Below are 20,851 nucleotides of genomic sequence, written 5' to 3' on the forward strand. Positions count from 1 at the left end.
CCAGTCACATCCAGCAAGGCCGGTCTCCGGGCTCTCGACGTGCGCCGCCTCGCCTTCCCGGGATAACCCAGTGGCGTTGAAGTGGCGTGCAGAATGGCTCTGCGGTCGATTACCGTTGCGGGGGCAGCGCCGGGATGGTTCGTCAGAACGCACCGGCTTCCCGTTTAACGCCGCTTCACTGTGGAAGGGCGCACCTTGGCGGAAGCAAAACGCCGCGCACATTAATGCGCGAGTGGATGAATTACAAGCAAGCCTGGCTCAGCTCTGGATGAGCGGTGCTCATGCAGAAAGGCTGGCGAGACGCGTGCGGATGGCGGCTTCGATACCTGCGGCATCAAGTCCGCATTCGGCGAGCATTTGCGCCGGTTTGGCGTGTTCGACGTAGTAGTCGGGCAGGCCCAGATGAAGCATTGGCTTGAGGATGCCTGCGTGGGCGAGGAACTCGCTGACTGCACTGCCGGCGCCGCCCATCACGCTGTTCTCTTCGACGGTCACCAGCAGCTCATGGCTGGCTGCCAGCTGGCGTACCAGGGCCTCATCCAGCGGTTTGACAAAGCGCATGTCTACCACCGTGGCGTCGAGTGCGTCGCCAACCTTGAGCGCTTCGCTCAGCTGCACGCCGAATACCAGCAGGGCCACCTTGCTACCCTGGCGGCGAACCATACCCTTGCCGATTTCCAGTGGTTCAAGACCTGGCTCGATGGTGGCATTCGGGCCGCTGCCGCGCGGATAACGCACCGCCGCCGGGCCATTGAACAGGTGGCCGGTGCTGAGCATGCGGCGCAGTTCGTTTTCATCGCTCGGCGTCATCACCAGCATGCCTGGGATGCAGCGCAGATAGGCGAGGTCGAAGCTGCCGGCGTGGGTCGGGCCGTCTTCGCCGACCAGGCCGGCGCGGTCGATGGCGAACAGTACGTCGAGGTGTTGCACGGCCACATCGTGGATCAGTTGGTCGTAGGCGCGTTGCAAAAAGGTCGAGTAGATGGCCACGACCGGCTTGGCACCGTCGCAGGCCATACCGGCGGCCAGGGTCACCGCGTGCTGCTCGGCGATGGCCACGTCGAAATAGCGCTCGGGATAGCGTTCACTGAACGCCACCAGATCGGAACCTTCCTTCATCGCCGGGGTGATGCCGACCAGACGCGGGTCCGTCGCGGCCATATCGCACAGCCACTGGCCAAATACGCTGGAGTATTTCGGCCCCGCGGGCGGCTTCGGCTCGGCACTGGCGGCCGGTTTGATCGGGTCCAGCTTGGTAATCGCGTGATAGCCAATCGGGTCGACTTCGGCTGGAGCAAAGCCCTTGCCCTTCTTGGTCACCACATGCAGAAACTGCGGGCCGTCGAGGTCGCGCATATTGCGCAGGGTGGCGAGCAGGGTCGGCAGATCGTGGCCGTCGATCGGGCCGATATAGTTCCAGCCCAACTCCTCGAAGAGGGTGCCGGGCACGAGCATGCCCTTGGCGTGCTCTTCGGTCTTACGGGCGATCTCCCAGGCACCCGGCAGGCGCGAGAGGATTTTCTTGCTGCCCTCGCGCATGCTGGCGTAGGTGCGGCTGGAGAGGATCTTGGCCAGGTAGTTGGACAGGCCGCCAACGTTCTTGGAGATCGACATGTCGTTGTCGTTGAGGATCACCAGCATATTGGCGCTGACGTCGCTGGCGTGGTTCAGGGCCTCGAAGGCCATGCCGGCGGTCAGTGCGCCGTCGCCGATTACCGCTACGGCTTTGCGCTTGCTGCCTTGGATGCGCGCGGCGATCGCCATGCCCAGGGCTGCGCTGATGCTGGTGCTGGAGTGGCCGACGCCGAAGGTGTCGTACTCGCTCTCACTGCGGCGCGGGAAGGCGGCGATGCCGTCCTTCTGCCGTAGGCTGCCCATCTGCTCGCGGCGGCCGGTAAGAATCTTGTGCGGGTAGGCCTGATGGCCGACATCCCACACCAGCCGATCATCCGGGGTGTCGAAGACGTAATGCAACGCCACGGTTAGCTCGATCACGCCAAGGCCCGCGCCGAAGTGCCCGCCGGTCTGCCCGACCGTATACAGCAAGTACTGGCGTAGCTCATCGGCCAGGACTTCCAGCTCGGCTTCGCCCAGACGGCGTAGCTCGTCCGGCGTGTTGGCGCGGTCTAGAAGGGGCGTCAGCGGGCGTTCACGGGGAATCTCGTGGAAGGTCGTCGGCATCAGGCAGATCGTTATAGGTGCAAAAGATGCGGCAGTTTACCCGAAGCGCCGGAAACTGCCCAAACAAGCTGTCGCAAGATGCCCGCCCTGGGCTGAACGCTTACCAGCTATCGACGCTGCGCTTCTTGCCTTCACGCGGTGCAGGCTTGGGCGTGGCGTTGAGGCCGCGCAGCAGCCAGGCGCGAGTTTCCACGGGGTCGATCACCGCATCGATCTCGAGGAAACTGGCCATATTGATGCCCTTGCCGTTCTGGTAGGCCTTGGCCACCAGCTTGTCGAACAGCTGTTGGCGCGCGGCGGGCTCTTCGATGGCCGCCAGTTCCTTGGCAAAACCTAGGCGCACCGCACCCTCCAGGCCCATAGCACCAAACTCGGCGCTGGGCCAGGCGATGGTAAACAGCGGCGAATGGAAGCTGCCGGCGGCCATGGCCTGGGCACCAAGGCCGTAACCCTTGCGCAACACTACGGTAAAGAACGGCACCGTCAGGCTGGCGGCTGCAACAAACATGCGCGAGACATGGCGCACCGTGGCCTGCTTCTCTGCCTGCGGGCCGACCATAAATCCAGGTGTGTCGCACAGCGACAGCAATGGGATATCGAAGGCGTCGCACAGCTGCATAAAGCGCGCGGCCTTGTCGCCAGCGACCGCGTCGATGGCGCCACCGAGGTGCGCGGGGTTATTCGCCAGCAGGCCGAATGGCTTACCTTCAATGCGGATAAATGCGGTGATTAGTCCCGGCGCAAACTGGCGGCGCAGTTCCAGCACCGAATCGCGGTCGGCCAGGGTGGCGATGACCTGGCGGATGTCGTACACGCGCAGGCGGTTTTGCGGAATCAAGTGGCGCAGTTCGCGTTGATCGGCGCAGTCCCAGTCCTTTAGTGCGCCCTGGAAGTAGCTCAGATACTGCTTGGCCACCCGCACCGCTTCGGCTTCGTCGGCCACGCGCACGTCGATCACCCCGTTGGGGCCTTGCACGCTGACCGGGCCGACTTCCTCTGGCTTGAAGCTGCCCAGGCCGCCGCCTTCGATCATTGCCGGGCCGGCCATGCCGATGGTGGCGTTGTCGGTGGCGATAATCACATCGCAGCACCCTAGTAGGGCGGCGTTACCGGCAAAGCAGCGGCCAGACACCACGCCCACCAGCGGCACCAGCCCGGAGAGCTTGGCCATGGCGACAAAGGTATGGCAGTCCAGCCCGGCCACGCCGACAAAATCGGTATCGCCCGGTCGGCCGCCGCCGCCCTCGGCAAACAGCACCAGGGGCAAGCGCCACTGCGCCGCGAGGCCGAGCATGCGGTCGGTCTTCTTGTGATTCATCACGCCCTGGGTGCCGGCGAACACCGTGTAGTCGTAGGCGATGGCCATGCAGCGCGCCGCCTGGTTGCCGAACGCCTCGGCGTTGACCGTTCCGGTACCGGCCACCAAGCCATCGGCCGGACTCTGCTCGATCAGCTCTTCCAGCGAACGTCGGCGGCGTTGCGCGGCAATCGCCAGGGCGCCGTATTCGTTAAAGCTGCCGTCATCCAGCAAGTCCGCAAGGTTTTCGCGCACCGTGCGTTGGCCAGTTTTGCGCCGTTTTGCCACGGCTAGCGGGCGGCGCTCGTCGCGGGTCACCGCATGGCGCTCAAGCACTTCAGCCAGGTCCGCACGGATATGCTCAAGGTTCAGGCTTTGTTCGCTCTGGCTGGCGGCGGCGTCGACTTCGGCGGGTTCGATAAACAGCAGCGGCTGGCCTTCATTGAGTGCGCTACCGACCTGCGCGGCCAGTTGGCGGACGATGCCGCTGTGGCTGGCGGTGACGACAAACTCCATCTTCATCGCCTCCAGCACGGCAATGTTCTGGCCGACGGCCACCGCATCGCCTTCGGCCACGTCCAGGCTGACCACCACGCCGGTGCTGTGGGCTAGCAGCGGCAGGCAGCCGGGTGGTGCGTCTACTACCGGTTTGGTGGTTTGGTCCGTGGGCTGTATGGCTGCAAAGAAGTGGTGCGGATGAGCCTGGGTTTGCGCGGCCAGCAGCTCGTCTAGGTGGTTTTCGACAAAGCGTGTGGTCAGCTGATAGCTCGCCACCTGCGGCAGGCGCAGCAGGTTTTGCAACAGATGCAGATTGCTCGTTACGCCTTCCAAGCGGAATTCGCACAGCGCGCGATAGGCGCGGCGCAGGGCGCTGGGGTAGCTCGGCGCATGGGCGATCAGCTTGGCCAGCAGTGAGTCATAGCTGGGGCTGACCGGGTAGCCGGCGTAACCGTAGCCATCCACGCGCAGGCCGGGGCCGCTGGGCGGCTGGTAGGCGGTTAGAGTGCCAGCGGCCGGGCGGGTGCTGCCATCGGCACTCATGCTTTCCAGGTTGATGCGCAGCTGTACGGCGCAGCCATTCAGCGGCGGCGGTTGCAATAGGCCGAGCTCAGTCAGGGTCTGGCCGGCGGCCAGCTTGAGCTGGGTGTGCAGCAGATCGACGCCAGTGACCTGCTCGGTCACGGTGTGTTCGACCTGGATGCGCGGGTTGGCCTCCATAAAATAGAAGCGCTCGGGCTGCTCGGCATCCAGCAGAAATTCGAAGGTGCCCAGGCCCTGGTAGCGGGCGGCGCGGGCCAGTTGCAGCGCAGCCTCGATCATTAGTGCGCGGGTGGCAGGGGGCAGGTCCGGGCTGGGGGTGATTTCCACCAGCTTCTGCTGGCGGCGTTGCAGGCTGCAATCACGCTCCCACAGATGGCTCACCGCGCCTGTACTGTCGCCCAGCACCTGAATCTCGATATGCCGAGCACTACGCACCAGTTGCTCGATATACAGCGCGTCATTACCGAACGCGGCGCGGGCTTCGGACTGGCAGCGGGCAAAGGCTTCGTCCAGTTCGGCGGCGCTAAATACCGGGCGCATGCCACGGCCACCGCCACCGGCCAAGGCCTTGAGCATGACCGCGCCATGTTCGGCGAGAAAGCCATGGGCTTCATCCAGGCTGATCGGTCGATTGATCCCCGCCACCAGTGGCACCGCGCAGCGTTCGGCTAATGCCCGTGCCGCGGCCTTATCGCCAAACAGCTTTAGCACCTCGCTGCTGGGGCCGACAAAGCACAGCCCTGCGGCCTGACAGCGGCGGGCGAATTCGGCGTTTTCCGCGAGAAAACCATAGCCGGGATGCACGGCATCGCAGCCCTGAGCCTGGGCGATGGCGATTATCTGATCCATATCCAGATAGGCCGCGACGCCACGTCCCTTGAGGGCTACAGCGGTATCGGCCTGGCGTACATGCAGGGAGGCGGCATCGTCCTCGGCGTAGATGGCAACCGAGCGGATGCCCAGTTCACTGGCGGCGCGGGCGATACGGATGGCGATTTCGCCACGGTTGGCAATCAGCAGGGCGGCGAAGGGCGCGGCGGTAGCGGGCATGGTGGCTCCAGATTTTTATTCTGCAGCCATCTTAGGCGCTCTGCGGCTCAGGTAAACCAAGCCTTAGCGGGTGTGGGTTGGGCTATTGATGTGGGTGATAAGGCGCCGCTGCGTTAGCTGCGCCGTTCGACGATATAGCGCGCCAGGTCACGCAACGGCTCGGCGGCCTGGTCGAATGGGCGCAGGGCATGCAGGGCCTGGTCGCGCAGTTCCAGGGCGTAATCTTTGGCGGCCTCAAGGCCGAGCAGGGCCGGGTAGGTGGGTTTGTCGTGGGCCTGGTCCTTGCCCTGGGTCTTGCCCAGGGTGGCTGTGTCGCTTTCCACGTCGAGGATATCGTCCTGCACCTGGAACGCCAGGCCGATGGCGCGGGCATAGCTGTACAGGGCTTTTAGGGCGTGGTCGTCGGCCTGGCCGCTAGCGAGGGCTCCGAGCTGAACGCTGGCTTCGATCAATGCGCCGGTCTTGTGTCGGTGCATGATTTCCAAGGCGTTTTGATCGAGTGTCTGGCCGACTGAGCCGAGGTCGATGGCCTGGCCGCCAACCATGCCGGCCGGGCCGGCGGCGCGGGCCAGGGTGCTGAGCATGGCCAGGCGTAGCTCGGCGTCATGCGGGTTGTGCGTGGCATCGGCGAGTACTTCGAAGGCCAGGCTCTGCAGGCCGTCGCCAGCGAGAATCGCGCAGGCTTCATCGAAGGCTTTATGGGTGGTCGGCTGGCCACGGCGCAGGTCGTCATCGTCCATCGCCGGCAGGTCGTCGTGGACCAGGGAGTAGGCGTGAATCAGCTCCACCGCGCAGGCGGCGGCATTGGCGCGCTCTGGTTCGCCGCCGAGGGCTTCGCAGGCGGCATAGGCGAGCAGCGGGCGTACGCGCTTGCCGCCATTGAACAGGCTGTAGCGCATGGCGGCGTAAAGACGTTCCAGTTCCGGACGTGGGCTGCTCAGGAGGGTTTCCAGGGCGGTATCGACGCGGCTTTGGCAGCTGCTCTGGTAGGCCGCAATCATGCCTGCTGGTCCGCGTCGAAGGGGGCTTCCTCCAGCTCGCCGTCGCGTTCCATAAGAATTTGCACTTTCTGTTCGGCCTGAGCCAGGGCGGTCTGGCAGTCGCGGGTCAGGCGCACGCCTTGCTCGAAGGCAGTCAACGAGTCTTCCAGCGACAGCTCGCCGTTTTCCAGACGCTCGACCAAGTTCTGCAGATCGGTCAGGGATTGCTCGAAGTCGAGCGCGGCTTTTTTGCGGGCGGCCATGGCGGATATCTCGGGGCAGATCGGGGAATTGGAACCGGCGCGACACTAGCAGAGCCATGCCGCGCGGGCAAATCAGCAGGCGCTTTCTGGGCTTGTGGGAGGGGCTTTAGCCGCGACATCCGTTCGCCGCTAAAGCGCCTCCCACAGGCTTGCTGGTCTGTTCAGGCGTCAGCCGATCACGCCATAGCCGCGCGCCATCAGCACCGCTAGTAATGGGATGACCAGTAGCAGCAACAGTTCCAGGCGAATCACCATGATCACCAGGCGCGCCTTGGCTGGGCTGACCTGCGGCACTTCGCCGGTCTTGAGGCTGTTGCGCCAGTTGAGGAAGACAAAGGTCGGCACCACGGAAATCAGCCCGACCAGGATAAAGAGGCCGACTTTGGCGTGAAACAGGCTGTTGCCTAGGTAGTAGTCGAGGCCCTTGCCGTACCAGAGTACGCGCGCCAGGCCGGTGAACAGCACCACGCCGGCGCAGATGCCGTAGGCGATGTCGGTGATGATCAGGCTGCGTGCGCGGCGCAGGTCCAGCGGCAGTTTGAATTGCACATGCTCGATGCTCAGCAGGGCGAATAGCAGGAAGATCGACAGGTAATGCAGGTAGGCGGCAAGCGCTTGGCCCATGGTGGCGTCCTTTCGCGTGGTTGGATGATCAGTTGGCGAGTTCGACCCGATTACGGCCGTTGCCCTTGGCTTGATAGAGCGCCTGGTCGGCGCGGTTCATGGTGGCTGTGGCTGGTTCCTGCGGGCTGCGCAGGGCTGCGCCGATGCTGATGGTGAGATTGAGTTGCAGCTCGTCGATGGCCACCGGCTCCTTGTTCAGGGCGCTGCGAATGCGCTCGGCAATTTGCAGCAGCTCCTGTTCATCATGCACCTGCAGCAACACCACGAATTCTTCGCCACCGCTGCGCGTCACCACATCCTGCGGGCGCACGGCGGCGCTGATACGCCGTGCGGTTTCCCACAGCACCTGATCGCCAGCGGCATGGCCGTGGCTGTCGTTGACCTTCTTGAAGTAATCCAGATCGCAGAACAGCACGCCAAGCTGCAGGCCCAGATCGTCGGCCTGTTCCTGCTGCCGGGGTAGAAAGTGGTTAAGGCCGGCGCGGTTCCACAGCTGGGTCAGCGGGTCGAGCATGGTCTTGCGCTGCTCACGGCTCAGCGCCGCGCGCAGCTGCGCGGTCTGCTCGCTGACGTGGCGCAGCTTCAGGTAGCCCTCGACCAGGGTCGCCATGTCGATAAACAGGCGCAGTTGCTTATCCGTTAGCTGCCGTGGAGCCGGGTCGATCAGGCACAGGGTGCCCAGCGGCTGGCCCTCCTGGGAGAACAGCGGTTGCCCTGCATAGAAGCGGATCTGCGGGTTGTTGGTGACGACCGGGTTGTCGTGAAAACGCAGATCTTTATGGGTGTCGTCGACGATCAAGGGGCGGGTGCCGAGAATCGCGTGGGCGCAGAAGGAGATGGTCCGTGGGGTTTCGGTGATCTCCAGGCCGATGCGTGACTTGAACCACTGGCGATCATGGTCGATCAGGCTGATCAATACGGTCTTGACCGCAAAGACCTCACGAACCACCCGCACCAGGGTATCCAAATAAGGATCGGCGGGCGTGTCGAGCAGCTCGTTGTCATCAAGAATCTGCTGGCGTAGCACTTCATCGCAGGGTATTTCAGGGCTGAGCATGGTGTGCACCTGGTGATTTGGGGGCGAACCATTGATCGGTACGGGTCAGGTGGTAAGCATAGCCACCCAGGCACAGGCTGCGCAGGCCCATAAAACTCAAGAATGCCAGCCATAAGCCCTGGTTGCCCAACGGTTGTAGGGCCCAGGCCAGCGGCAGGCTGAGCAGCAGTGCCAGCAGCATGGCGTCGCGCATCTCGCGGGCGCGGGTGGCGCCGATAAACAGGCCGTCGAGCAGGTAGCTCCAGACTGCGATCAGTGGCAGCAGGGCCAGGTAGGGCAGATAAGCGAATGCTGCCTCGCGTACCACCGCGATATTGGTTTGCAGGCTGATAAACCAGTGCCCAGCCAGCAGAAAGAACAGCGCAAAGCCCAGGCTGGCGAGCAGTGACCAGCCGCCGGCGACGATTAGCGTACGCTTTAGCGCACTGCGATCTCGCGCGCCCAATGCATGCCCGCACAGCGCTTCCAGCGCATGGGCCAGCCCGTCGAGGGCATGGGCGGCGAGCAGCAGACCATTGAGCAGCAGGGCGTTGGCCGCCACGGTGGCATCGCCCAGGCGTGTGCCCTGCATGGTGATCAGAAAAAACACCGCCTGTAGTGCGAGGGTGCGGATAAAAATGTCGCGATTTACCGCCAGCAGCGGCCGCCAGTTCAGCCAGCGGCGTAGCACCGCCCAGTCCAGCGTGCCGGCATAGGCGCGTAGGGCGCGTCGGGCCAGGTACAGGCCTAGCAAGGCGCCGCTCCATTCGGCAATCACCGAGGCCCAGGCCGCGCCGGCCACGCCCCAGTGCAGGCCGAGGACAAACAACAGATCGAGGGCGACATTCAGCAGGTTGGTGGTCAGCAGAATGGCCAGCGGCCCGCGGGCGTTCTGCGTGCCCAGCAGCCAGCCAACCAGGGCATAGGTGGCCAGCGCCGCGGGCAGACCGAACAGGCGGATATACAGATAGCTGCGTGCCAACTCATCGAGCTGCGCCGAGGGCTGCATCAAGCTCAGTGCGATGCTGCTCAAGGGGATGGCCAGGCTGATCAGCACCACCGCCAGCAGCACACCGAGTAGCAAACCCTGCAGCAACACCTGACGCAGCGCGCCGCCATCATCACGCCCTGCCGCCTGAGCGCTGAAACCGGTGGTGCCCATGCGCAGAAAGCCCACCGCCCAGGTCAGCAAGGTGTACAGGCTGCCACCGACGGCCACTGCAGCCAATTGATGGGCATGCGGCAGATGGCCGATCACCGCGCTGTCGACCAGCGCCACCAGCGGCACCGAGAGGTTACAGAGGATCATCGGCGCAGCCAGCGCCCAGACCCGTTGATGGGTCGGCCTGTGTTGCCAGGCATCGCGTAGGGCGTTTATCAAATGGGCTCTCAACTTGATTGGCGGAGGCTGCAACGAAATGCGCGGGCGCGTGTCACAGGCGGGCTATTAAACACTGATCGACTGGCGTGCGCTGCTGAGCAATTTTGTGCATGTCCCTTAGTTGTATATAGACGGCTCGACTATAGTGTCAGGCTTCTGCACCTACCCTTGTTGGAGCCCCGCAATGCCGAAGAATGGACTGCTTCTGGCACTTGTCCTGAGCCTGCTCAGCGCCTGTGATTCATCCACCCCTGGGCCCGCCGAAGTGACGGCGACCCAAGCGACCCCCGTGAGCAGCGAGGCTGCCAAGCCGGCGGTCGACCGCAAGGCGCTGGCCGAGCGTTACGCCGGCCGCGAACTGACCGTGGTGGATGTCTCGGAAGTGCAGCTCGAAGGCGCCAGTACGCTGTCGATCAGCTTCTCGGTGCCGCTCGATCCCGAGCAGAAGCTCGCCGAGCGCCTGCACCTGGTCGATAGCAAAGATGGCAAGGTCGATGGCGCCTGGGAGCTGAGCGACAACCTGATGGAGGTACGCCTGCGCCATCTGGAGCCGCAGCGCAAACTGGTACTGACTGTGGATGCCGGTCTGCTTGGGCTGAATGGCAAGAGCCTCGCCGCCGAGCAGGTCACCCGCCTGGAAACCCGCGACCTGCAAGCCAGTGTCGGCTTCGCCAGTCGTGGCTCCTTGCTGCCCACGCGCCTCGCTGAAGGCCTGCCGGTGATTGCGCTGAACGTCGACAAGATCAATGTCGAGTTCTTCCGCATCAAGCCTGAATCTCTGCCGGCCTTCCTTAACCGCTGGGGCCGTTCGAGCAATCTGGATAACTGGGAAGCCCGCAGTCTGCTACCGATGGCTGATCTGGTTTACGGCGGCCGCTTTGACCTGAACCCTGCACGTAACACCCGCGAAACCCTGCTGCTGCCGATTGCCGGCCTGGAGCCGTTCAAACAGCCCGGGGTGTACCTGGCGGTGATGCGTGAAGCCGGCAGCTACAACTACGCGCAGCCGGCCACGCTATTCACCCTGAGTGATATCGGCCTGTCCGTACGACGCTACCAGAACCGTATCGATGTGTTCACCCAGGCCTTGGCCGGTGGTGATGCCCTGGGCGATGTACGCCTGGAAATCCTCGATGCCGAAGGCCAAGTGCTGGCCGAAGGCAAGACCGATGGCGCCGGCCATGGCGAACTGCCGCTGCCGCCCAAGGCTGAAGTGCTGTTGGCCCATCAGGGCGAGCAGACCAGCCTGTTGCGCCTGAACACCGCCGCGCTTGACCTGGCCGAGTTTGATATCGCCGGTCCCGTCGCCCACCCGTTGCAGTTCTTCGTATTTGGCCCGCGTGATCTTTATCGTCCCGGCGAAACTGTTCTGCTCAACGGCCTGCTGCGCGATGCCGATGGCCGCGCGGTAAAAGCCCAGCCGGTGAATGTGGAAGTGCGCCGGCCGGATGAGCAGGTCAGCCGCAAATTTGTCTGGCAGGCCGATGACGCCGGTTTGTATCAGTACCAGCTGCAACTGGCCGACGAAGCGCCGACCGGGCGCTGGCAGCTGCTGTTCGACCTCGGCGATGGTCGCCAGCAGCTGTACGAGTTCTCTGTGGAAGACTTCCTGCCGGAACGTATGGCGCTGGAACTCAAGGGCAGTGAAGAGCCCTATACACCTGCGGAGAACGCCCAGTTCGAGGTCACCGGACGCTATCTGTATGGCGCCCCGGCAGCCGGCAATCGCCTCAGCGGGCAACTCTATGTCCGTCCGCTGCGTGAGGCGGTGGCCAGCCTGCCGGGCTATCAGTTCGGTTCGGTTACCGAAGAAGAGCTGAGCGAGGACATCGAGCTGGATGAAACCAGCCTGGACGAGCAGGGCAAGGCCAGCCTGGATATCGAGAGCCGCTGGGCCGATGCCAAATCGCCGCTGCGTCTGATTCTGCAAGCCAGCCTGCAGGAGTCCGGTGGTCGGGCGATTACCCGGCGGGTTGTTCAGCCGGTGTGGCCGGCCGAGCGTCTGCCAGGTGTGCGCGGGCTGTTTGACGGCGAAGAAGTGGACGCCGACAGCCTGGCCGAGTTCGAAGTGCTGGTGGCCGATGCCGAGGGCAACAAGCTGGCAGCCGATCAGCTCAGCGTGCGTCTGATTCGTGAGCGCCGTGACTACTTCTGGAACTTCTCCGAAAGCGATGGCTGGAGCCATAACTACACCGAGAAATTCCTCACCCTTAACGAAGAAAACCTCAAGGTCGCTGCCGGCGGTACTGCCAAGATCAGTTTCCCGGTGGAGTGGGGCCCGTATCGCATCGAGGTAATCGACGGCCAGACCGGCCTGCTCAGCAGCATGCGCTTCTGGGCCGGCTACCGCTGGCAGGACAACGCTGACGGCGGCGCCGTGCGCCCGGATCAGGTCAAACTGGCGCTGGATAAACCGGCTTATATCGATGGCGACACCGCCCAGGTCACCGTTACCCCGCCTTCTGCGGGCAAGGGCTACCTGATGGTGGAATCCAGCGAGGGACCGCTGTGGTGGCAGGAAATCGAAGTGCCGGCCGAGGGCAAGACCTTCGACATCCCGATTGCCAAGGATTGGGCGCGGCATGACCTGTATGTCAGCGCCCTGGTGATCCGTCCGGGCGAACGCAAGAGCAATGCCACGCCTAAACGTGCGGTCGGCCTGCTGCATCTGCCGCTGGAACGTGCGCCGCGCAAACTGGCGCTGACCCTCACCGCTGCGGAAAAGATGCGCCCCAATCAGCCTCTGAAGGTCAAGGTGCAGGCGCGCAACGCCGACGGCAGCATCCCGAAACAGGCGCAGGTGCTGGTGGCCGCCGTGGATGTCGGCATTCTCAATATCACCGAGTACGCCACGCCCGATCCATTCGCCAACTTCTTTGGCCGTAAGGCCTACGGCGCGGATCAGCTGGATATCTACGGGCAACTGATCGAGGCAGGGCAAGGTCGGGTGGCCAAACTGGCCTTCGGTGGTGACGCGGCGCTGGCCGGTGGCGGCAAGCGCCCGGATACCAGCGTGCTGATCGTCGCCCTGCAGAGTGAGCCGCTGAAGCTGAATGAGCAGGGTGAAGGTGAAGTCAGCCTGGCGATCCCTGACTTCAACGGCGAACTACGGCTGATGGCACAAGCCTGGACCGACGAGCATTACGGCATGGGCGAAGGCAAGACGGTGGTCGCTGCACCGCTGATTGCCGAGCTGTCCGCGCCACGCTTCCTCGCCGGGGGCGATGAAACCACTCTGGCCCTGGACCTGAGCAACCTGTCCGGGCGTGAACAGAAACTCGATGTGCAAATGAGTGCCGAAGGCCAGCTGCGTCTGGCGCAGAACCCCGGTGCAGCGGTAGCACCAATTACCCTGGCCGATGGTCAGCGCACCATCCTGCGCATTCCGGTCACCGCCTTGGGCGGTTACGGCCAAGGGCGTGTCAAGGTCAGTGTCAACGGCCTGGCCCTGCCCGGTGAGGATCTGCCGCCGTTCAGCCGAGAGTGGAGCCTGGGCATTCGTCCGGCCTACCCGGCGCAGTTGCAGCACTTTCGCGCGGTGCTCAAGGATGACGCCTGGCTGTTGCCGGCCGCCGCCCTGAGCCGCTTTGAAGCGGCTGGCCTGGAAGCGCGGCTGGCGATTTCCAGCCGGCCGCCGCTGAATCTTGGCGAGCAGATTCGTGCGCTTAAAGCCTATCCCTATGGCTGCCTGGAGCAGACCACCAGTGGTCTGTATCCGTCGCTGTACGCCGATGCGGCCACGCTCAAGCGCCTGGGCGTGGAAGCCGAGCCGGATGAGCAACGCAAGCGCTCCATCGAACTGGGCATCGAGCGCCTGCTGAGCATGCAGCGCTACAACGGCAGCTTCGGTCTGTGGGGCGCGGACAGCGATGAGGAATACTGGCTGACTGCCTACGTCAGCGACTTCCTCCTGCGCGCCCGCGAGCAGGGCTTCGGCGTGCCGGAAGAGGCGCTGAAAAAAGCCAACGAACGCCTGCTGCGCTACCTGCAGGAGCGTCACCTGATCGAGGTCAATTACAGCGACAACGCCAACCACAGCCGCTTTGCCGTGCAGGCTTACGCCGGTTATGTGCTGGCGCGTAGCCAACAGGCGCCGCTGGGAGCCTTGCGCAGCCTGTATGAGCGGCGCAGCGATGCCCTGTCCGGCTTGCCGTTGGTGCACCTGGCCGTGGCTCTGCAGAAAATGGGCGACCAGCCGCGTGCCGATGAGCTGCTGACAGCCGGCCTGGCCCGTGGCCGTGAGAGCAATAACTGGCTGGCCGACTATGGCAGCCCGCTGCGCGATCAGGCGCTGATTCTGGCGCTGCTGGAGGAGCATGACCTGGCGAAAAATCGTCGTGAAGAGCGCCTGTTCAACCTCGCCGATGAAGTGGCCGGGCAGCAGTGGCTGTCGACCCAGGAACGCAATTCGCTGTACCTGGCCGGGCGCAACCTGCTGAGCAAGCCGGAGCCGAACTGGAACGCGGCCCTGCAAAGCGGCAGCCTGGCCTTCGACCTGAGTAATGCCCAGCCGGGCCTCAAGCTCGATGGCAGTGATCTGGCGGCGCCGCTGAGCATCCGCAATGCGGCAAGCAAACCGGGTGATACGCCGCTGTATCAGCAGCTGACCTTGTCCGGCTACCCAAGCCAGGCCCCGGCGGCGGGTGGTGAGAACCTCAGCATCTACCGCGAGTACCTGGGCATGGACGGGCGCAAGCTGGATTTGAACAACCTGCAAAGCGGCGAGCTGGTGCTGGTGCACCTGGCCGTGGCGGCCAAACAGCGGGTGCCGGATGCCCTGGTGGTTGATTTGCTGCCGGCGGGCCTGGAGCTGGAAAACCAGAACCTGGCGCAAAGCTCGGCCAGCCTGGATGACGCCAGCAGCGCGGTGAAGGAGTGGCGTGAGTCGATGCAGAATGCGGCGATCAAGCACCAAGAGTTCCGGGGTGATCGCTATGTCGCGGCGCTGGATGTAAACCGCTACGACACCACCCACCTGTTGTATCTGGCTCGCGCCGTTACCCCTGGCAGCTACCGCGTGCCGCCACCGCAAGTGGAGTCGATGTACCGGCCGAACTGGCAGGCGCTGGGCGAAACGCCGGGGCGTTTGGTGGTCAAAGAGCGCTAGAACCTGTCTCGGATCTGCTGCGCGTAGCTCGCGAGACCCGAAACAGGTTCTTCGAACGCACAAGGCCCGCCAAATTGGCGGGCCTTGTTGTTTAGCCAGAGTGACTTAGCTGATCAGACCGCTGAGTAACCATAAACCCAGCACCAGCCAGATCACCCCGGCAATCATCGAGCGGCGGATAAAGGCGCGTACCGCGAGGTACAGCAGCCACAGACCCGCCAGCAGAACCACGATGCTGAGCAATGACGGTGTCACCCCCAAGGCCTTGGACATGCCCGTGATAAAGCTGCTGACCGCGCCGCCGAGCATGCCGAAAAAGCCGCTCAAACCCTCGACGATAAAGCGGATCACCGAGCCAACCGCCTCGCCCAGGGATTCAAAAAAACCTTCTACACCCATAGTTCTCGTTCCACTCGACTCTGCGTTGATTGCTGCTGCGCGCCAGTGTGCCAGTCATTTGGCTAAATGGCAGCGCTACAGAGCATGACCCGTCAGCACCGGAAATAGAAAAGCCCCTGCCTCAGCGAGACAGGGGCTTGTGGTGTAGCCCGTTTCAGTTCAGCAGGGTTGGACAGCTGACACCCACTGCAGCAAAGGCGGCAATGGCATCGGCAGAGCCATAGCTGCGGTTCTGTGCCGACTGGATCACGCCGCAGGCGCCGCGGTTGAAGTCGCTGGTTTCCGTCCAATAGAAACGGTTTGCGTCGACAAACACTTCAAACGCTTTGCGGGTATTCCAGCCGATTTTCTGGCTTAGCAGGTAGAACGCGCGGTTATACACCCCGCTTGAGTGGTGGACATCCATACCGGCACGGTACTTGTCGGCGTGGTCAATGGAGCGGCCATCACGGCTGGGTTGGTCCATATAGCGCAAGGCGCCGTCACCTTTGAAGATGTCGTAGCCGACCTTCCAGTCATTCTTGCCTTTCATAAAGTATTCGGCTGCTTCGCCAGCCATATCGGAGAACGCTTCATTGATGCCGCCGGACTGGTTGCTGTAGACCAATCCCGAATGCAGCTCGGTAAAGCCATGGCTGACTTCGTGGGCGGAAACGTCCAGCGATACCAGTGGATAGAAGCGATTGCGACCATCGCCGAAGGTCATCGCTTGACCGTCCCAGAAGGCATTTTCATAGCCGTTGCCGTAATGCACTTTCATATACAGCTTGCGGTTGAGCAGCGGGCGCAGGCCGCCAAACCAGTTGCCATACATCTGGAACACCACGTTGCCGAAATAGTGCGCGTCGTTCAGCGGCGAGAACGCGCCGTTGATGCTCTTGAAGTCGTTGAACGAACAGGCGAACTGGAAGGGCGTGGTGCTGCTGTTGTTCAGGCTGTGGTTGAGGTTGACGGTGATGACATTGCCGCTGTCCATCTGGCATTTTTTGTTGACCAACAGATGTCCGTAGTCCGTGCCATACAGGTAGCGGCCACTTTTCAGGTTGCCGCCTGGGCCGGTTGCCTGCGCGTGGTTGAGGCCTTCCCATTGATCAAGCAGCTCGCCGCTGTTGGCTTCGATCATAAAGAACGGGCGTGAGGGTTTGGCCCCAGGGACAAAGAACGACACCACGTATGCCAGCTGTGCGCGCTGCTGCGCATCGAGCCGCACAACCAGTTCGCTCTGTTCGTTCTCACTTGGCAGGCCGCTGGCTTTCAGGCTTTTGGCCATTTCCAGGGCTTGTTTGGCGCTGAGCGTTGGCGTTGCATCGCGTACCAGATCGCTGCTGATGTCACTCACCAGGCGGCCGCTGCGCAGGGGCTGGCTACCGTCAGTAAACTCGGTGATGGCTTCGCCCCACACCCGGATGCCCTTATAGAACTGTTGGTAGCGCACGACCTGGGCACCACCAGGCAGTTGCGTACTCAGGGTGGCGTTCAGCTCATCCGGCTGCAGCCCAAGGTCATCATGGATGTCGCCGGCGCCGGCTATACCGGGGCGGGTTGGCAGGGTTGAGAGGTCAATCAGTTCTGCGGCGAAGGTACCGGCGGGGGAAACCAGTGCGGCGAGTAACAAGGTTTTCGGGAAGATCTTCCTGTGCATTGATGTAGCTCCATTGGGTAAGCGGAGGATGGCTCCGTGAATAGCCCGTTGCCTGATGGCGATAACGGTTTTTCACTGTTGTCGGCGCGGCGGGTAGCCAGGCGTTAACAGCGAACCCAAGGTATAGGCGTCAAAAATACGAATATCAAAAAAATGACGCAAAAAGATAACAATGGGCGCAAACAGCTCTAGCACGGTACTTTTGCTCGTATGTTCTGGCGGGTATGGCCTGTTCTTCCCGGGTGTTGCGCATCTGCACGCTAGGCCGCGAGTTGCCAGCGGTGGCCAGAAATATTGGGCCGTGCCGCGTATAGTGCGGCGCTTCAGGGATGTGTGTTGAGAGAGGCGCTATGCGTTCTGGGCTGGGTTGGTTGATGGCAGCGCGCGCTGTTGTTCTGAGGTGTTTGCGCCGTCCCTGGCTGGTTGTTCCGCTGTGCCTGCTGCTGACTCTGCTAGTGGCCGACCGGCTGTTTCCACTGCCTTTGCCAGGCGATGATCTGGCCCGCGTGGTGCTGGCCGAGGACGGTGCGCCGCTGTGGCGCTTTGCCGACCATGAAGGCGTGTGGCGCTATCCGGTGCGCCCGGAGGAAGTATCACCCTTTTACCTGGAAGCGCTGCTGACCTACGAAGACCGCTGGTTTTATCAACATCCTGGAGTTAACCCGTTGGCGCTGGGTCGCGCGGCCTGGCAGAACCTCAGCGGCGGGCGCGTGTTGTCGGGAGGTAGCACGCTGTCGATGCAGGTGGCTCGGCTGCTCGATCCACATGCGCGCAGCTACAGCGGCAAGCTCAAGCAGCTGTGGCGCACGCTGCAGTTGGAGTGGCACCTGTCCAAGGATGAAATCCTCACCCTGTACCTCAACCGCGCGCCGTTTGGCGGCACCTTGCAGGGTGTGGCGGCCGCCAGTTGGGCTTATCTGGGCAAATCGCCGAGTCAGCTGACCCGCGCCGAGGCCGCACTGCTTGCGGTGTTGCCGCAAGCGCCCAGCCGTTTGCGCCCGGATCGCCATTCCGAACGGGCTCAGGCGGCACGGGATAAGGTGCTGCAGCGTTTGGCCAGTTTCGAGGTGTGGCCGCAGTCTGCGATCAATGATGCGCTGGAAGAGCCGGTGCTGCTGGCTCCACGTCAGGAACCTCGCTTGGCACCACTGCTGGCGCGGCGGCTGAACACCCGCGGCAGCCCGCCGCTGATTCGCACGACGATCGACGCCGCCTTGCAGCGCCGCCTGGAAGATCTGCTGCTGGGTTGGCGGGCGCGCCTGCCGGAGCGCACCTCGGCAGCGATTCTGGTGGTCGAGCAGCCGAGCATGGCGGTGCGTGCCTACCTGGGGTCGGTGGATATTGGCGATGCCAAGCGCTTCGGCCATGTCGACATGATCAACGCGGTGCGCTCGCCGGGTTCGACGCTAAAACCCTTTCTCTATGGCATGGCCCTGGATGAGGGACTGATCCATTCCGAATCGCTGCTGCAGGATGTACCCCGACGTTACGGCGATTACCGCCCGGGCAATTTCGCCGCCGGCTTTAGTGGTGCGGTATCCGCCAGCGAGGCGCTGGCCACCTCACTCAACTTACCCGCCGTGCAACTGCTGGAAGCTTACGGACCGAAGCGCTTTGCTGGCGAACTGCGCAGCGCCGGGGTGCCCTTGCTGTTGCCACCGCTGGCCGAACCCAATCTGGCGCTGATTCTTGGCGGGGCTGGCAGCCGGCTGGAGGAACTGGTCAGCGGATACAGCGCCTTTGCCCGCGGCGGTATGGCCGCACGCCTGCGTTTTCAGCCGCAGGATGGCTTGCATGAGCGGCGCTTGCTGTCGCCCGGCTCGGCGTGGATCGTGCGGCGCATTCTCAGCGGTCAGGCGCGCCCGGATCGCGACCCGCGTGCGCAGCTGGTGCAACGTCCGAGCCTCGCCTGGAAGACCGGCACCAGTTACGGCTTTCGCGATGCCTGGGCGATAGGCGTGGCGCCGCGCTATTTGATTGGTATTTGGATCGGTCGCCCCGATGGCACCCCGGTGTCCGGGCAGTTCGGCCTGGCGTCGGCGGCACCACTGCTGCTGCAGGTGCATGATCTGTTGGTCAACCGCGACAGTCAGCGCGGCATCGCCCAGCCGATTGACCCGCAGCCGGCCTCGGTCGGTGTGGCGGCGATCTGCTGGCCGCTGGGGCAGCAGATCGATAATCGTGACCCCAACTGCCGGCGCCAGCGCTTTGCCTGGACCCTGGACGGCACCACGCCGCCGACCTTGCCGGCGCAGGATCAGCCGCTGGGTTTGGGGCTGCAGGAGAGCATCTGGGTGAATGCCGCTGGGCTGCGCGTCGATGCCAGTTGCCCTGGCGCGACGGCGCAGCACCTGGCGTTGTGGCCAGCGCCGCTGGAACCCTGGCTGCCACGCCGCGAACGGCGCAGTGCGCGTCTGCCGGCGGTTGATCCGCAGTGCCCGCCGCGGCATGTACCAGTCGCCGCGCCGCTGTCGATTGTCGGGGTGCGCGAAGGCGACCGATTACGCCGTCCGGCTGGCAGTCGCGAAGCGCTGCGTTTGCGCCTCTCGGCGCTGGGCGGTAGCGGCCGGCGCTGGTGGTTTATCGATGGCCAGCCGATTGCCGAAACCAGTGCCGATGCGCTGTTCAATCACGTTTTTGCGCGCAACGCTCAGTACCAGCTCAGCGTGCTGGATGAAAGCGGGCAGACCGCGCGGGTTGAGTTCAGCCTGTCGGACTAAGGAACTTGGTCGAAAGCATCTAGGTCGATGAGTGACTACGCTGTGAGGTGAAGGTCGGTGTGTCGTCTGCCGATCAGAACGCAGGGATATGCGATGTCGAGATCTTGCTACATAACCGCCGTTTGCCTATGTGGGCTGCTATTCAGCGCGTTCCTTGCTGCGCAACAGTGGACCGGGCCTAAGCAGTCTCCGCCCGCTCGTAGCGGTATGCAGGTGAGCTTTATCGCGGCGGATTTTCGTAACGGCGGGGTGGTTGGGGTGTACCGCAGTTTTGAGCGTGCGGCCAAACTTTTGGGCTGGCAGGTGCATGCCGTGGACGGCCGCGGCGACCCCGCTGAGATCAAACGACTGGCGGCGCAGGTGCTGGAACGTAACCCAGACGGCGTGGTGCTCGGCGGCTTCGGAGCGGATTATCTGGGCGCGCTGCATGATGTTTTTCAGGCGCGCAAGATTGCCTTGGTCGGCTGGCACGCGGGGGATCGGCCCGGCCCGACGGACAAGCTGTTTAGCAATGTCACCAGCGACCCGATGCAGGTGGCTGACCTGGCTGTTGAATACGCTATGCGTGACGGCAAGATCGGCGTGGTGCTGTTTACCGATAGCCAGTTTGCCATTGCCACTGCCAAGACCCAGCGCATGGCGCAGCGCCTGGAAGAGTGCGCGCAGTGCAAGGTGCTGAGTATTGAGGACCTGCCAATTGCCAGTGCCGGCAAGAGTATGGATGAACGCGTGCGCTCATTGCAGCGGCGCTTTGGCGCCGAGTGGAGTCATACGCTGGCGATCAATGATGTGTATTTCGATCATATCAACGTGCCACTCAGTGCTCTCGAACGTAAGGATATTCGCAATATTTCCGCTGGCGATGGTTCGGCCAAGGCACTGGGGCGTATCCATTCGGGATTGTCCCAGCAGGTCGCGACCGTCGCCGAGCCGCTGGGTATGCAGGGTTGGCAACTGGTCGATGAGTTGAACCGCGCCTTTGCCGGTCAACCGCCGAGCCTGTTTGTTACACCGCCGCTGCTGATCACCCCGCAGGTACTGCGAGACACGGACGAACTCAGCATCGAACTGGATTTCAGCCATGAAGATGCCTATCTGCGGCTGTGGCGGCAGATGGACTGATGCATTTG

12 protein-coding genes and 1 riboswitch are annotated in these 20,851 nt (G+C 63.3%); of the genes, 3 read left to right on the forward strand and 9 right to left on the reverse strand.

Annotated elements, in window-relative coordinates:
* Positions 1–213: riboswitch (cobalamin riboswitch) on the reverse strand.
* A 66-nt stretch (positions 214–279) separates the two neighbouring features.
* From dxs to AACX99_RS15565, 7 genes are all read right to left on the reverse strand, one after another.
* Positions 280–2,181 carry a 1-deoxy-D-xylulose-5-phosphate synthase gene (dxs, locus tag AACX99_RS15535; protein WP_339413157.1) on the reverse strand — a complete coding sequence of 634 codons (1,902 nt, stop codon included), beginning with the start codon at positions 2,179–2,181 and terminating at the stop codon, positions 280–282.
* 100 nt (positions 2,182–2,281) lie between these two features.
* Complete coding sequence (locus tag AACX99_RS15540) at positions 2,282–5,569, reverse strand: carboxyl transferase domain-containing protein (RefSeq protein ID WP_339413158.1); 3,288 nt, start codon at positions 5,567–5,569, stop codon at positions 2,282–2,284.
* Positions 5,570–5,682: 113 nt separating this feature from the next.
* On the reverse strand, positions 5,683–6,570 hold the full coding sequence (gene ispA, locus AACX99_RS15545; RefSeq protein ID WP_339413160.1) for a (2E,6E)-farnesyl diphosphate synthase: 888 nt from the start codon (positions 6,568–6,570) through the stop codon (positions 5,683–5,685).
* Entirely contained in the window at positions 6,567–6,812 is a 246-nt protein-coding gene (locus tag AACX99_RS15550) for an exodeoxyribonuclease VII small subunit (RefSeq protein WP_160016186.1), read from the reverse strand. The genes ispA and AACX99_RS15550 overlap by 4 nt, the downstream gene beginning before the upstream one ends.
* 168 nt (positions 6,813–6,980) lie before the next feature.
* The gene (locus tag AACX99_RS15555; RefSeq protein ID WP_339413161.1) at positions 6,981–7,436 is read right to left on the reverse strand and encodes a DUF2214 family protein; all 456 of its coding nucleotides are present in this window, start codon (positions 7,434–7,436) and stop codon (positions 6,981–6,983) included.
* Positions 7,437–7,464: 28 nt separating this feature from the next.
* Entirely contained in the window at positions 7,465–8,493 is a 1,029-nt protein-coding gene (locus AACX99_RS15560; protein WP_339413163.1) for a sensor domain-containing diguanylate cyclase, read from the reverse strand.
* Positions 8,480–9,850 (reverse strand): MATE family efflux transporter, encoded by a 1,371-nt coding sequence (locus AACX99_RS15565; protein ID WP_339413321.1) that lies wholly within the window; start codon positions 9,848–9,850, stop codon positions 8,480–8,482. Before AACX99_RS15565 ends, AACX99_RS15560 begins: the two co-directional genes overlap by 14 nt.
* Positions 9,851–10,037: 187 nt before the next feature.
* On the opposite strand from AACX99_RS15565, the gene AACX99_RS15570 reads away from it, so the two are divergent.
* Positions 10,038–14,960: an alpha-2-macroglobulin family protein gene (locus AACX99_RS15570; protein WP_339413164.1), complete on the forward strand. Its 4,923-nt coding sequence runs from the start codon at positions 10,038–10,040 to the stop codon at positions 14,958–14,960.
* 105 nt (positions 14,961–15,065) lie between these two features.
* On the opposite strand, the gene AACX99_RS15575 is transcribed toward AACX99_RS15570, so the two are convergent.
* Positions 15,066–15,359: a hypothetical protein gene (locus AACX99_RS15575; protein ID WP_339413165.1), complete on the reverse strand. Its 294-nt coding sequence runs from the start codon at positions 15,357–15,359 to the stop codon at positions 15,066–15,068.
* A 154-nt stretch (positions 15,360–15,513) separates the two neighbouring features.
* The gene (locus tag AACX99_RS15580) at positions 15,514–17,001 is read right to left on the reverse strand and encodes a M4 family metallopeptidase (protein ID WP_339413167.1); all 1,488 of its coding nucleotides are present in this window, start codon (positions 16,999–17,001) and stop codon (positions 15,514–15,516) included.
* A 374-nt stretch (positions 17,002–17,375) separates the two neighbouring features.
* Here AACX99_RS15580 and pbpC point away from each other — a divergent pair, with 374 nt between their 5' ends.
* Both pbpC and AACX99_RS15590 read left to right on the forward strand, forming a co-directional pair.
* Positions 17,376–19,721, forward strand: coding sequence for a peptidoglycan glycosyltransferase PbpC (pbpC, locus tag AACX99_RS15585; protein ID WP_339413322.1), 2,346 nt, complete (start codon positions 17,376–17,378; stop codon positions 19,719–19,721).
* A gap of 207 nt (positions 19,722–19,928) precedes the next feature.
* Positions 19,929–20,843 carry a substrate-binding domain-containing protein gene (locus AACX99_RS15590; protein ID WP_339413169.1) on the forward strand — a complete coding sequence of 305 codons (915 nt, stop codon included), beginning with the start codon at positions 19,929–19,931 and terminating at the stop codon, positions 20,841–20,843.
* The last annotated feature ends 8 nt before the right edge of the window (positions 20,844–20,851 follow it).

Origin of the sequence: Pseudomonas sp. EA_35y_Pfl2_R5 (assembly GCF_963970805.1) — a bacterium.
Classification (GTDB): Bacteria; Pseudomonadota; Gammaproteobacteria; order Pseudomonadales; family Pseudomonadaceae; genus Aquipseudomonas.